The following is a 14,095-nucleotide window of genomic DNA, read 5'->3' as shown; positions in this document are numbered from 1 at the left end:
CCATTATAATCGTATGGATAGATGCGCATAGACAAGCAGAAAACGTGCATACTATATTGACAGCAAATACAAGACCAAAGGAAGATTATGATATGTGTGGAATAAGTGGATTTATTGGAAGAAGCAAAGAGGATTGGGATCGAGAAGCCGTCTTAAAGAAGATGATGGACAAGATCATCCATCGTGGACCGGATCAGGAGGGCATGTATGTCAATGATCAGGTGGCGCTGGGCTTTCGCCGGTTGAGTATCATTGATCTGGATCACGGTATGCAGCCGATGTTTAATGAGACAGGGGATGTCGTTATCGTATTTAATGGCGAGATCTACAATCATCTGGAATTGCGTGAGGATCTGATTGCCAAGGGGCATGTCTTTGCTAACAATGCAGACACAGAGAGCCTGATCCACGGCTATGAGGAGTACGGTGTAGACCTGCTTTCCAAGGTGCGTGGTATGTTCGCTTTTGTGATCTATGATATGAAAAAGGATCTGGTATTTGCCGCTAGGGATTTCTTCGGCATCAAGCCGTTTTATTATACACAGCAGGATGGAAATCTGGTATTTTCATCTGAGATCAAGAGTATTCTGGCATACCCAAACATCAAGCGCGAGGTCAATGAGGCAGCCTTAGAGCAGTATATGTCTTTCCAGTATTCCGTATTGCCGGAGACCTTCTTCAAGGGGATTTTCAAGTTGCCGGCAGGACATTATATGCTCATGCAAAACGGCGAGATCGAGATCCATCAGTATTACGATCCGCTCATGCAGCCGGCAAAAGAACCGGAGTCTCTGGAAAAGACAGTAAACGAGATCGAGGAGATCGTACACGAGTCTACTATGGCGCATATGATTGCAGACGTAGAGGTCGGCGCTTCGCTTTCCAGTGGTGTGGATTCCTCTTATCTGGTGGCTGAGTTCCCGGGAGAAAAGACCTATACCGTTGGATTTTTGGATAAAGAGAGTAAGTACAACGAGATCCGTTACGCAGAGAGCCTGACGGCAGAACTCGGCAAAAAGAACATCAATAAGACCATCAGTGCGGATGAGTATTTTGACAGCATTCCAAAGGTTATGTATTACATGGATGAGCCTTTGGCAGATCCGTCCTGTATCGCACTTTATTTTGTAGATGAACTGGCAGCAAAGGACATCAAGGTTGTCTTGTCCGGTGAGGGCGCAGACGAATTTTTCGGAGGCTACAATATCTATCATGAGCCTTTGTCTTTGGCTGGTTATCAGAAACTGCCATTGGGACTCCGCAAGGGCTTGGCATCCATTGTCAAGAAACTGCCTAATTTCAAGGGCAAGAACTTTATCATTCGTGGAAGCAAGAGCGTGGAAGAACGCTTTATCGGCAATGCCAATCTTTTCTCTGTGGAGGAGCGTGAGGAGATCTTACAGACCAAACTGACCCATGTGACACCACAGGAGTTGACGGCACCTTACTATGAAAAGTGCAAGGGCTTGAATGACATTGCAAAGATGCAGTACATTGACATGAACTTCTGGCTGCAGGGGGACATCCTTCTGAAAGCGGACAAGATGAGTATGGCACATTCTTTGGAGGCACGTGTTCCGTATCTTGACATCAAGGTATTTGAATACATAAAGAATCTGCCGATCGATTATCGTGTGACAGATGAGGCAACCAAGAGAGCCTTTCGTATTGCGGCAAAACGCCATTTGCCGGAGTCGACGGCAAATAAAAAGAAACTGGGATTCCCGGTTCCAATCCGTGTGTGGTTGAGAGAACCGAAGTATCTGCACAGGGTTGAGGAGGTATTTTCTTCGGATGTAGCGGCACAGTATTTCGATCAGACCCTTTTGACGAAGTTGCTGGCTGACCACAGAGATGGCAAGGCTGATAACAGCCGCAAGATCTGGGCAATCTATGTATTCTTAGTATGGCACAAGATTTATATTGAGTCTGATGAGGTAGACATTCCGGCATAGGATGAAAATAAAAGACCCGACAATCTGCTAAGCGCTATGGCGCTGACAGGTTGTCGGGTCTTTGTTTGTATGACAGAAAATGCTGCTTATCCGATGCGGTAGGACGCGACCTCCTGCATAAGGGCATGGTCTTTGACGGATGGTGTGAAGGTGACCTGCATATAAGTGCCGTCATTTTGGTATTCCGTCTTGGCGACTTCGCCGGCTTCCGAGATCCTGTGCACAAGCGAACCCTGGCTGTAAGGGATCAAAAGTTCCATGGTCACAGGCTTGCCAAAGAGGTTGGATAAGATCAAGTCGGCAAGGGCATCCATGCCAAGGTCTGCACCGGCTGCCATATGGATATGGTTTCCGGTAACGATCGGAAGATCATGAGCAAACTGAGGCAGGCGGTCTGCCTTGTTGTAGACGATGAGCATAGGAATATCGCCGGCACCCAGATCATTTAAGGTATCCTGGGTCACGCACATATGCTCGCGGTAGTAAGGATCTGATACATCCACCACCTGCAGCAAAAGATCGGCACCGATCGCCTCCTCCAAGGTGGAGCGGAAGGCATCGATCAGATGATGGGGAAGTTTATCAATAAATCCCACGGTATCGGATAGGTAAAAGGCAGGCTTGCCGGGAATGGTGATCTTGCGCACCGTAGTATCCAAGGTGGCAAAGAGCATATCTTCCTGCAAGACTTTTTTGTGGGAGATGTCTGTGATCTCATCATTGCCGTAGTGCGACAGCATGGCGTTTAAAAGGGTGGATTTGCCTGCATTGGTGTATCCGACCAGTGCCACGGATGGGGTCTGGGAAGCGTTGCGGCTCTTGCGCTGGGTCACCCTTTGCTTTTTGATCGTCTGGAGTTCTTTTTTACACTCAGTAATGCGGTGGCTGATATGTCTGCGATCCAGTTCCAGTTTCTTCTCCCCGGCACCCTTGTTGGAGCGTGATCCACTGCCGCCGCCCTGCCTTGACATGGCGGTTCCCATACCGGATAAACGAGGCAGAAGATATTGGAGTCTTGCCAGTTCTACCTGTAATTTGGCTTCGCGGCTGCGCGCTCTGGACTGGAAGATCTCAAGGATGAGTGCTGTGCGATCCAAGATGGGAAGTCCGATCTCGAGGTTTAAGTTGCGTGCCTGCGATGGGGATAAGGCATTGTCAAAGATGATAAGGTCTGCATCCAAATTGGCAGCAGCCTCCTTGACCTCGTGCACCTTACCGGAACCGATATAGAGCGCCTGGTGCGGGGCATCCAGGGATTGTGTGATGGTAAAGACCGGCGCAATATCACAAGCCTGACAAAGACTTTCCAGTTCTTCTAAGTTGTGTTCAAAAGAAGATCCGTCATTTAATTGTAAGCCAACGAGAATGGCTCTATCTTTTTCTTCGTTCATGTTTTGTGTTCTCATTTCTTTTTTGTGTCTTTTATCATACCATAAATCCCATGCTTGTGCTATGATAGGATATTATGTGGCGTAAAAGCCGGATATCTGTGAGGTGATCGAATGGAAAAAACAAAATGTTTGTATGATAAATTCCCATATGAAACGGAGTTTGATGCCAATGTCCTTGCGGTAAAGGCATTGAAAGAGGAACAGGATCGTTACGAAGTGATTCTGGATCAGACCCTCTTTTTCCCGGAACAGGGGGGACAGACACCGGATCAGGGATGGTTGTCTGTTGGACACGGACTGCGCCCGGCGATCCGGTGCAAGGTCCAGGATGTGCAGATTCGGGACGGTGTGATCGTGCATGTCATAGAACAGAAGTTGGAGCCGGGAGATCAGGTGCATGGACAGATCGATTGGGATTATCGCTTTTCCAACATGCAGCAGCACACGGGAGAACATATTTTTTCCGGTATCGTGCATTCTACCTTTGGCTATGAAAATGTGGGATTTCATCTGAGTGATTCTGTGGTGACCATGGACTTTGACGGCGTCTTGTCCCCGGAGGATGTGACGGCGATCGAAACGCGGGTCAACCAGGTGATCGCGGATGATCTGGTCTTGGAGATCGCTTTCCCGACACCCCAGATGCTAGAGAGCATGGAATACCGCAGCAAAAAGGAATTGGAAGGTCAGGTGCGGATCGTTACGATCCCGGGAGTTGATGTCTGTGCCTGCTGTGCGCCGCATGTCAGACGTACCGGAGAGGTCGGCGGACTCAAGGTCATGCATGTGCAGAATTATAAGGGCGGTGTGCGGATCAGTATCTTATGTGGCTTCCGTGCGTTGGATGCTTTTCGGCAGAAGACAAAGACTGTGGATGAAATGATGGGATTGCTCAGTTCATCGGAAGAAGAACTGAGAAGTCATATCAAGCGTTTACAGACAGAAAACCAGAATCTGGCGTATGCCCTCAGGCAGGCACAGGAGAAGATCCTGGCGCAGGAGGCAAAAGGTCTGGATGCGGATGCAGAGGATGTGGTCCTTTTTGCGGATGCCTGTGATAGTAAGGCAATGCGCAGCATCGTCAATGACATGGTAAAAGACCATGCGGGCTACTGTGCGATCTTTGCGGGCGGTGATGAGCAGGGATATCAGTTCATCGTGGGAAGCCGGACGAAAGACTGCAGGCAGGAAGCCGCGCATCTGCGGGAGACTTTCGATGCCAGAGGCGGTGGCGGAACGCAGATGATCCAGGGAAGTGTCCGGGCAGCCAAGGTACACTTGGCAGAAAACTGGATGGCTTAGTTTTTTGATAGAAAAAATAGATAAAATCAGATAGCATAAACGAGTGGAGGATAAAAAGATGAAAAGAGCCTATGAAAGATTGTTAGACTATGTCGTGGTATATACGACAAGTGACGAAAAGAGCCAGACTGTGCCGTCAGCAGAAAGAGAGTTTGATCTTGCGCACAAACTGGTGGCGGAGATGAAGGAGATCGGCATTGCAGATGCCCATGTAGACGATAAGTGCTATGTCTATGGTACCCTTCCGGCGACGCAGGGCATGGAGGATAAGCCGGTGATCGGCTTTATTGCGCATATGGACACGGCACCGGATTTCTGCGGACAGGGAGTTAAGCCTGTCTTACATGAAAATTATGACGGTGGGGATGTCGTGCTTGGCAAGAGCGGCAGGACTTTGTCCGTCAAGGATTTTCCACATCTGAAAAATTATGTGGGCAGAACCCTCATCACGACCGATGGCACAACTTTACTTGGCGCAGACGACAAGGCGGGCATTGCAGAAATCATGACGGCAATGGAGTGCATTGTGGCAGACAAGATCCCGCACGGCAAGATCTGTATCGGCTTTACCCCGGATGAGGAGATTGGCGAGGGGCAGATGCTTTCGATGTGGCGCATTTTGGCGCAGACTATGCCTATACCCTGGATGGTGATCTGGAAGGCAACATTGAATATGAGAACTTTAATGCTTCCGGTGCCAAGGTAACCGTGCATGGCAATAATGTGCATCCGGGCAGTGCGAAAGATATCATGGTCAATTCCCAGACTCTTGCCATGGAATTTCACAGTATGCTTCCGAAGGAGGAGGTACCGGAAAAGACAAGCGGATACGAAGGTTTTTATCATCTGACCGATATGCAGGGAGATGTGGAAAAAACGGAACTTTTATATATCATTCGTGATCATGATCTGGATAAATTTCACGCCAAGGAAGAAAATATGCGCCGTATTGCCAGAAAATTAAATGAAAAATACGGACAGGGAACAGTGGAACTGGAGATTAAGGAGTCTTATCGGAACATGCGCAGCCAGATCGAAGGATGTATGGAGATCATTGACTGGGCAAAGGAGGCCACCAGAATGGCTGGTCTGACACCAAAGACGGTTGCCATCCGCGGAGGCACAGACGGCGCCAGACTTTCCTTTATGGGCTTGCCATGTCCGAATCTGGGTACCGGCGGTTATGGATTTCACGGTCCTTATGAACACATTACCGTTGAGGGGATGGATGTCTGCACAGATATTGTATGCAATATCGTAAAAAGTGTATAAATATACCGTTTAATAAGAAGAAACTGGTAATAAATGAATAGATATACAGTTTGTGAATATTATGGAAATCCTGCGGGGCAAAAAGCCCCGCAAACGCCGTAAATACGCGAAAAAACAAATGTGTTGAAAATGTGATAGGCATGAAAAATTGGTGTAGACTTTAGCACAACACTGTGCTATAATAACTCTCGATTGAACGCAATGGGGCGGAAGCGAAACGCTGTTTTTGCGTTCTTTTTAGGTATTAAGATTTACCTTGGAAGGAGAAAATTAACAAGATGTTAAAGTACATTGTAAAGAGAATAGCGCTTGCAATTGTAACGATCTGGCAGTAGCCACACTTACTTTCTTCCTGATGAACATGGTTCCTGGTGGACCATTCCTTTCAGAGAAAGCGATCAGCCCGCAGGCAACGGCAGCGCTTGAGGCAAAATATGGCTTGGACAAGCCATTAGGTGAGCAGTATGTCACTTATATTTCAGGGGTGGCTCACGGAGATTTTGGTGACAGTTTAAAACAGAGAGGGCGTACCGTCGCAGGTATCATTCAGGCGAAGTTCCCGGTATCTGCAAAGATTGGTGGGATTTCTGTATTGGTTTCCCTGATACTTGGGGTACTGCTTGGAAGTATCGCTGCTTTGAAGCGTGGCAAGTTCCTCGATAGTCTGATCAGCGTCATATCGACCATGGGTATTGCGGTGCCAAGTTTCGTTATCTGTACCGTGCTGATGTATTTCTTTGGTGTGAAGTTCAAGATACTTCCTACCATGGGACTTTCTTCATGGCAGAGCTACATTATGCCGGTCGCAGCATTGGCATTTTACCCGACAGCATATATCATGAGACTGATGCGTTCTTCTATGCTTGATGTATTAGGACAGGATTACATGCGTACAGCAAAGGCAAAGGGTCTTTCAGGTAAAGTACAGTTGTTTAAGCATGCGCTTCGTAATGCTATCTTACCGGTAGTTACCTATGTAGGACCTATGCTTGCTTACACAGTAACCGGTAGTTTCGTAGTTGAGAAGATCTTCACGATCCCGGGACTAGGCGGCGAATTTATCGGAGCCATTCAGGGACGTGACTATACACTGATCATGGGAACAACAATCTTCCTTGCAACCCTTATCATTGTCATGAATGTGGTTGTAGATATCGTGTATAAATTGATCGACCCACGTATTACACTCAAGTAAGGAGAAATGAGATGAAGAAGAATCCATTAAGTTTTCAGTTAGATTTGAATCCTGATGATTTTCTCCCTGCATCTGAGGAGGAAAAACAGAGTCAGGTCATCATGCGGGAAAGCGTTAGTTTCTGGAAAGACGGTTTCCGCAGATTGAGAAAGAACAAAGTGGCAATGGTATCTATCGTTGTTATCATTTTGGTCATGATTTTCTCATTTATTGTTCCATCGTTCTATCCATATACATACGATGAGCAGATCAAGGGTGCCAACAACCTTGCACCGTTTACATATTCCGCAGACGAGCAGGCAAGAATCGATGCCGGGGAATCCGTATTCCCACATGTCTTCGGTACAGATAAGATGGGACGTGACTACGCCATCCGTGTTATGATGGGCAGCCGTATCTCACTTCTGGTAGGTTTGATCGCTACAGCGATCATCCTGGTGATCGGATCTATTTACGGATCTATCGCAGCCTTCTTTGGCGGCTGGGTCGATCTGATCATGATGAGAATCGTAGATATCATATATACGGTTCCTGACGTGCTTTTGATCGTACTTTTATCTTTCGCTTTGAAAGATCCACTGAACAATCTGGCAAATGCACCTGGATTTAAGTGGGTACAGACAGTCGGAACCAACCTGATCAGTATTTTCATCGTATTCGCACTTTTGTACTGGGTAGGTATGGCACGTATGGTACGAAGCCAGATCCTCATGTTAAAGGAAAGCGAGTATGTTACCGCAGCTCGTGCACTTGGTGTCAGCAATGGTAAGATCATCAAGAACCATCTGCTTACCAACTGTATCGGTACATTGATCGTTACAACAACCTTGCAGATCCCATCCTCTATTTTTACAGAGTCTTTCCTGAGTTTCTTGGGAATGGGTGTTGCAGTTCCGCTTCCTTCACTGGGAAGTTTGGCAAGTGATGCAATCAATGGTATCGGAACTTATCCATACCTTTTGTTCATCCCTGCTGTTGCGATCAGTTTGATCATTTTGAGTTTTAACCTGTTAGGTGATGGACTTCGCGATGCATTCGATCCGAAGTTAAAGAATTAGAAAGGGGACGCGTCATGGCAGAAGAATACTTAGTAGATATAAAGAACGAGCGTCTTTCCTTCTTTACTCCGGCAGGAGAGGTTAAAGCGCTTAACGATGTATCCATTCATTTAAAAGAGGGAGAAGTCCTTGGTATCGTTGGAGAGTCAGGTTCCGGTAAATCCGTTACGGCATATTCTCTGATGGGACTGACGGCTCATCCTGGTAAATTGATAGGTGGTACATTACAGTTTAACGGTCACGAGATTGAGGAAATGGGTGAAAAAGAGATGCGCAAGATCCGCGGTAAAGAAATCTCTATCATTTTCCAGGATCCAATGACCAGTTTGAATCCGGTTTACACCATCGGTAATCAGATCACGGAGGTTATCCGTCTGCATACCGACAAAGATAAAAAACAGGCATATGCCCGTGCAAAAGAATTGCTGGAACTCGTTGGTATCAACGAGCCGGAAAAGAGATTAAAGCAGTATCCGCATGAGTTGTCCGGTGGTATGAGACAGCGTGTTATGATCGCTATCGCACTTGCCTGCGAACCAAAGTTATTGATCGCAGATGAGCCTACAACCGCATTGGACGTTACCATTCAGGCACAGATCCTGGAACTGATGATGGAACTCAAGGACAAACTCGGCATGGCGATCATCATGATCACACATGATCTGGGTGTTGTTGCTTCCATGTGTGACCGCATTGCGGTTATGTATGCAGGAAGAATCGTCGAGTATGGTACAACAGATGATATTTTCTATCGTCCACACCATATGTATACCAAGGGATTGATCCGTTCTATCCCTAGACTGGATACCAAGGAACATGAGAGACTGGTTCCGATCGAAGGAACTCCAGTGGATCTTTTGAACCCTCCGGCAGGTTGTCCTTTTGCACCTCGTTGCGAAGCATGTATGAAGATTTGCCTGCGCGAGATGCCACCGGTAACCCAGTTTGATGATGTTCACTATACACAATGTTGGCTCAATCAGAAAGAAGCCATGGAGAAGGGAGAAGCAAATGAGTGATAAATTTATCGAAGTAGAACATTTGCGTCAGTACTTTCCAGCAGGAGGCCATGGTAAGAATAAAAAGTACATTCAGGCGGTAGATGATGTTTCTTTTAGCATCAATCGTGGCGAGACACTTGGTCTTGTAGGTGAGTCTGGATGCGGTAAGACTACCACAGGTCGTGCACTGTTGCGTTTGTATCAGCCAACAGGCGGGCGTTTTACATATGACGGAGACGTTGTATTTGATGTAGAAAAGAATCAGTGGGCACAGATGCTTCCATATCGTAAGAAGATGCAGATTGTGTTCCAGGATCCATATGCTAGTTTGGATCCACGTATGACAGTTGGAGATATCGTTGGTGAAGCGATCGATACACATAATCTTGCTGCAAATAAACAAGAAAGATATGAATTAATTATTGACATGCTTCGTAAAGTTGGATTAAACTCTGAACATGCGAACCGTTATCCACATGAATTTTCCGGTGGACAGAGACAGCGTGTTGGTATTGCAAGAGCACTTGCAGTCAATCCAGAATTTATTGTCTGTGATGAGCCGATCTCCGCACTGGATGTATCCATTCAGGCACAGGTCATCAACATGTTTGAAGACTTGCAGGAAGAAATGGGTCTGACCTATCTTTTCATTGCACATGATTTATCTGTAGTAAAGCATATCTCAGATCGTATCGGTGTTATGTATTTAGGAAGAATGGTAGAACTGGCAGACAGTTATGAATTGACAACACACCCGGTTCATCCATATACAAAGAGTCTGATTTCTGCGATCCCGATCGCAGATCCAAAGATTGCAAGACAGAGTAAACGTATTGTTTTGGAAGGGGATGTACCAAGTCCTTTAAATCCACCTTCCGGATGTCGTTTCCGTACCAGATGCCCATATGCCACAGAACAGTGTGCGCAGGAAGTTCCTGAATTCAGGGAGATTTCTCCGGGACATTATGCAGCATGCCACAACCTGGATAAGGTACAGTAATTTATGGTAAACCTTGCGAGGTTTTTCCCCTCGCAGTGTTTATATAAACCTGGCAGTATAAAAGAAACTGCCCATATTTAAGGAGGAAAAAATATGAAAAAGAGAGTGATTTCCTTATTACTCGTTGCTGCAATGACAGTAGGTCTTGTAGCATGTGGATCATCTTCAGGAGATGGTAAGAAGTCTAGTGCTTCATCAGATGAAAAGATTTTATCTGTTGAGACTGGTCCAGATCCAGAGACAGTTGATCCAGCACTTAACTCCGCAATCGACGGTGGTGAGATGATCTTACACGCATTCGAGGGTCTTTTGAAACTCGATGAGAATGGCGATCCAGAAGCTGGACAGGCTGAAAAGTGGGAAGTATCTGATGATGGACTTACCTACACATTCCATTTAAGAGATGGTCTTAAGTGGTCAGATGGTTCTGATTTGACAGCAGAAGATTTCGTTTACAGTTGGCAGCGTGTCTGCGATCCTAACGTAGCAGCTCCATATGCATCAACTGTTCTTGGAATGGTTGAAGGATTTGATGAGGCAGCAGCTGGAGACATCGAAAAGCTTGGCGTTGAAGCAAAGGATGACAAGACATTTGTTGTACATCTTGCAAATCCATGCCCATACTTCGAATCTATTGCAGCATTTGCTACATTGAATCCTGTTCAGAAGGCAACAATCGATGCAAATGGTGATGCTTGGGCAACAGCAGCAGATACATATATTTCTAACGGACCTTTCTATGTAACTGAATGGGTTCCAGGATCTTATGTATTAATGAAGAAGAATCCTAATTACTGGGATGCTGATTCTATTAAGTTAGACGGAATCAAGTTCAACTTGATCGAAGATGCAAACGCTGCATACAGCGCATACCAGACAGGTGAATGTCAGATGATCAAGGATGTTCCTACAGAAGAGATTCCTTCACTTAAGGATTCTGATGACTTCCATGTAGAGCCAATCATCGGAACATACTACTTAAGCTTGAACCTTCAGAAAGAGCCATTTAACAACAAGCAGGTTCGTCAGGCACTTTCACTTGCTATCGATCGTGACTATGTTGCAAACACTTTGATGCAGGGAACATATTCTCCAGCTGGTAATCTTGTAGGACCAGGATGGAAAGATACAGATGGTTCTGATTTCTCTGAGAACGCTAATGGCGGTAAGGAATATATCAGCACAACAGATTATGATGCAAACCTCAGAAGGCAAAGGATCTCTTGAAAGAAGCTGGATATGCTGATGGAAAGGGAATTCCAAAGATCACATATTCTACAAATGATGCAGGATATCATAAGGTAGTTGCTGAGTACTTACAGAAGGCTTGGGGCGAACTTGGTATTGATGTTGATGTAGAAGTCGTAGAATGGGCTTCCTTCACACCAATGCGTCGTAATGGTGATTACATGTCATCTCGTAATGGTTGGGTAGGTGACTACTCTGATCCATCTAATATCCTTGAACTGTTCACAACAGACAATGGTAACAACGATGGTAAATACAGCAACCCTGAATTCGATGCAGTAATCGAGAAGTCTAGAACAACTACAGACGCAGCAGAGCGTTCTGCAGCACTTCACGAAGCAGAAGATATGCTTATGGATGATGCTGCATGTATCCCAGTTGCATACTACAATGATTTCTATCTCATGAGCGACAAGGTTACAGGTGCATGGCATGCATCTAACGGATACTGGTACTTCATGTACGCTGACATTACTGAGTAATCCGTAGGAAATTTATAAAATTTTTCAAAGAGCTGTCCACAACTTGGACAGCTCTTTTTTTACAAATTTTGCAATCCAGAAACATCGAAGATTTTGCGAGGTGCGGATTGCAAATTTTGTGGAAAACATTGCACAAGTTGTGGTGTTGGTAAAAAAGTAAAACAAGAAATTTGTTTCGTGCTATACTCCAACTTGTAAGTTATGTAGAAAAAGATGTCTAGGTGGGCATCGTAATATTTTAAATAAAAGGAGAAGAGAAATGGATTTGAATTTAAGACCAGCAAGTGAGTGCAAGTTTGACGCAGTTTCATTGGGTGAAGTTATGTTACGTCTGGATCCGGGCGAAGGCAGAATTCGCACCGCAAGACAGTTCCGTGCATGGGAAGGCGGCGGAGAATACAACGTAGTTCGTGGTCTTCGCAGATGCTTTGGCATGAATACCGGTGTTATCACAGCATTTGCTGATAACGAAGTAGGTAAGTTGATGGAAGATTTCATCCTTCAGGGTGGCGTTGATACCTCTCTGATCAAGTGGATGGATACAGACGGAATCGGAAGAATCTGCCGTAACGGTATCAACTTTACGGAGCGTGGATTTGGTATCCGTGGTGCTGTAGGATGTTCTGACAGAGCAAACACAGCAATCTCTAAGGCAAGGCCGGAAGATTTCGACTTTGATTATATCTTTGGTGAACTTGGTGCTCGTTGGTTGCATACAGGCGGTATCTATGCAGCACTTTCAGAGCAGTCATGCGAGACTGTTATCGCTGCGATCAAGGCTGCTAAGAAGTACGGCACGATCGTATCTTACGATCTGAACTACCGTCCATCTATGTGGAGCGCTATTGGCGGACAGGCTAAGGCTCAGGAAGTCAACAAGGAGATCGCTAAGTATGTTGACGTTATGATCGGTAACGAAGAAGACTTTACCGCATGTCTTGGATTCGAGATCGAAGGAAATGATGAGAACTTAAAGGAACTCAACCTTGACGGATACAAGAAGATGATCAACGAGGCTGCTAAGACATATCCTAACTTCAAGGCTGTTGCTACAACCCTTCGTGAAGTTAAGACAGCAACTGTAAATGACTGGAGCGCAATCTGCTGGGCAGATGGTGAGATCCACAAGGCTAAGGATTACAAGGGACTTGAGATCATGGACCGTGTAGGTGGTGGAGATTCCTTCGCATCCGGACTGATCTACGGTCTTATGACAACCGGCGATGCTGAACTTGCAGTTAACTACGGTGCAGCACATGGTGCACTTGCTATGACAACACCTGGCGATACTACTATGGCTAGCAAGAAGGAAGTAGAAGCAATCATGGGTGGTGCTGGAGCTCGTGTGCAGAGATAGGCCGAAAGCAACTTAATGAGAACGAACTTCCATATCTTAAAATACAACATAAATACTATGTCACCCCGCAGGGACTTTTCCCTGCGGGGATTTTTCTTTTTGCCGTAAAGTGATAGAATGATAGGAAATAGTGTCTGAAATGTAGAAGGAGACCACATGTACCGCATATTTATCGTAGAAGACGACCCGACCATGGCAAACGCCATGAAAGAAAAGATAGAGTCCTGGGGCAACGAAGCCAGGATTGTAGAGCATTTTCAAAATGTTATGACAGAATTTACGGCGTACGACCCACATCTTGTTTTGATGGATATCATGCTTCCGTTTTTTAATGGATATCACTGGTGTACGCAGATCCGCCAGGTTTCGCAAGTGCTGGTCATATTCTTATCGTCAGCTTCTGATAATATGAATATTGTTATGGCAATGAATATGGGGGGAGATGATTTCCTGGCAAAGCCCATCGATCTGGATGTGATGATGGCAAAAATCACAGCAATGCTTCGGCGGACATATGACATGGGAAACCAGCTTCCTATGTTGGAGCATCGGGGTCTGATGCTGGGATTGATGGATTCTACCATTACCTATGATGGACAGAAAATCAAACTGACAAAGAATGAATTTCGCATTTTGCAGACATTGATGGAGCACAAAGGTGAAATCGTCAGTCGTGATACGCTTATGATGCGTCTGTGGCAGATGGATGATTATGTAGAGGAAAACACGCTGACCGTCAATGTGAATCGCCTGCGTAAAAAATTAGACGGCATTGGCCTTCATGACTATATTGTGACAAAGGTTGGCGCCGGCTATCTTTTGCCATTGGAATAG

The 14,095-nt window shown here is 45.7% G+C and carries 8 protein-coding genes and 3 pseudogenes; 10 read left to right on the top strand and 1 reads right to left on the bottom strand.

Features of this window, described 5'->3' with window-relative positions:
* Nucleotides 1-92: 92 nt before the first annotated feature.
* Nucleotides 93-1,955, top strand: a complete 1,863-nt coding sequence (gene asnB, locus DW996_RS07675) for an asparagine synthase (glutamine-hydrolyzing) (protein ID WP_118535334.1) — start codon at nt 93-95, stop codon at nt 1,953-1,955.
* 86 nt (nt 1,956-2,041) lie between these two features.
* Here asnB and hflX read toward each other — a convergent pair whose 3' ends face one another.
* Complete coding sequence (gene hflX / locus DW996_RS07670; protein ID WP_243098710.1) at nt 2,042-3,346, bottom strand: GTPase HflX; 1,305 nt, start codon at nt 3,344-3,346, stop codon at nt 2,042-2,044.
* 111 nt (nt 3,347-3,457) lie between these two features.
* Between hflX and DW996_RS07665 the strand changes: the two genes are divergently transcribed.
* From DW996_RS07665 to DW996_RS07625, 9 genes and pseudogenes are all read left to right on the top strand, one after another.
* Nucleotides 3,458-4,648 (top strand): alanyl-tRNA editing protein, encoded by a 1,191-nt coding sequence (locus tag DW996_RS07665; protein ID WP_118535332.1) that lies wholly within the window; start codon nt 3,458-3,460, stop codon nt 4,646-4,648.
* Nucleotides 4,649-4,706: 58 nt separating this feature from the next.
* A pseudogene (gene pepT, locus DW996_RS14835) lies at nt 4,707-5,920 on the top strand (peptidase T).
* Nucleotides 5,921-6,198: 278 nt separating this feature from the next.
* Nucleotides 6,199-7,115, top strand: a pseudogene (locus DW996_RS07655) (ABC transporter permease).
* 11 nt (nt 7,116-7,126) lie between these two features.
* Nucleotides 7,127-8,173: an ABC transporter permease gene (locus DW996_RS07650; protein WP_118535331.1), complete on the top strand. Its 1,047-nt coding sequence runs from the start codon at nt 7,127-7,129 to the stop codon at nt 8,171-8,173.
* A gap of 14 nt (nt 8,174-8,187) precedes the next feature.
* The gene (locus tag DW996_RS07645; RefSeq protein WP_118535330.1) at nt 8,188-9,192 is read left to right on the top strand and encodes an ABC transporter ATP-binding protein; all 1,005 of its coding nucleotides are present in this window, start codon (nt 8,188-8,190) and stop codon (nt 9,190-9,192) included.
* Nucleotides 9,185-10,174, top strand: a complete 990-nt coding sequence (locus tag DW996_RS07640) for an ABC transporter ATP-binding protein (protein WP_118535329.1) — start codon at nt 9,185-9,187, stop codon at nt 10,172-10,174. The genes DW996_RS07645 and DW996_RS07640 overlap by 8 nt, the downstream gene beginning before the upstream one ends.
* Nucleotides 10,175-10,267: 93 nt before the next feature.
* Nucleotides 10,268-11,904: pseudogene (locus DW996_RS07635) on the top strand (peptide ABC transporter substrate-binding protein).
* A 259-nt stretch (nt 11,905-12,163) separates the two neighbouring features.
* Nucleotides 12,164-13,261, top strand: a complete 1,098-nt coding sequence (locus DW996_RS07630; RefSeq protein ID WP_118281666.1) for a sugar kinase — start codon at nt 12,164-12,166, stop codon at nt 13,259-13,261.
* Between the two features lie 156 nt (nt 13,262-13,417).
* Nucleotides 13,418-14,095: a response regulator transcription factor gene (locus DW996_RS07625; protein WP_118535328.1), complete on the top strand. Its 678-nt coding sequence runs from the start codon at nt 13,418-13,420 to the stop codon at nt 14,093-14,095.

Origin of the sequence: Roseburia sp. AM51-8 (assembly GCF_003478275.1) — a bacterium.
GTDB lineage: Bacteria > Bacillota > Clostridia > Lachnospirales > Lachnospiraceae > Pararoseburia > Pararoseburia lenta.
The sequence above is the reverse complement of the archived record's forward strand: the minus strand, read 5'-3'. Positions and strand labels throughout refer to the sequence as shown.

Bases quoted from the DNA above. Each gene is read 5' to 3' on its own strand.
- DW996_RS07640 (WP_118535329.1), top strand. From the start codon at position 9,185: ATGAGTGATAAATTTATCGAAGTAGAACATTTGCGTCAGTACTTTCCA.
- asnB (WP_118535334.1), top strand. From the start codon at position 93: ATGTGTGGAATAAGTGGATTTATTGGAAGAAGCAAAGAGGATTGGGAT.
- DW996_RS07665 (WP_118535332.1), top strand. From the start codon at position 3,458: ATGGAAAAAACAAAATGTTTGTATGATAAATTCCCATATGAAACGGAG.
- DW996_RS07625 (WP_118535328.1), top strand. From the start codon at position 13,418: ATGTACCGCATATTTATCGTAGAAGACGACCCGACCATGGCAAACGCC.
- hflX (WP_243098710.1), bottom strand. From the start codon at position 3,346: ATGAACGAAGAAAAAGATAGAGCCATTCTCGTTGGCTTACAATTAAAT.
- DW996_RS07630 (WP_118281666.1), top strand. From the start codon at position 12,164: ATGGATTTGAATTTAAGACCAGCAAGTGAGTGCAAGTTTGACGCAGTT.
- DW996_RS07650 (WP_118535331.1), top strand. From the start codon at position 7,127: ATGAAGAAGAATCCATTAAGTTTTCAGTTAGATTTGAATCCTGATGAT.
- DW996_RS07645 (WP_118535330.1), top strand. From the start codon at position 8,188: ATGGCAGAAGAATACTTAGTAGATATAAAGAACGAGCGTCTTTCCTTC.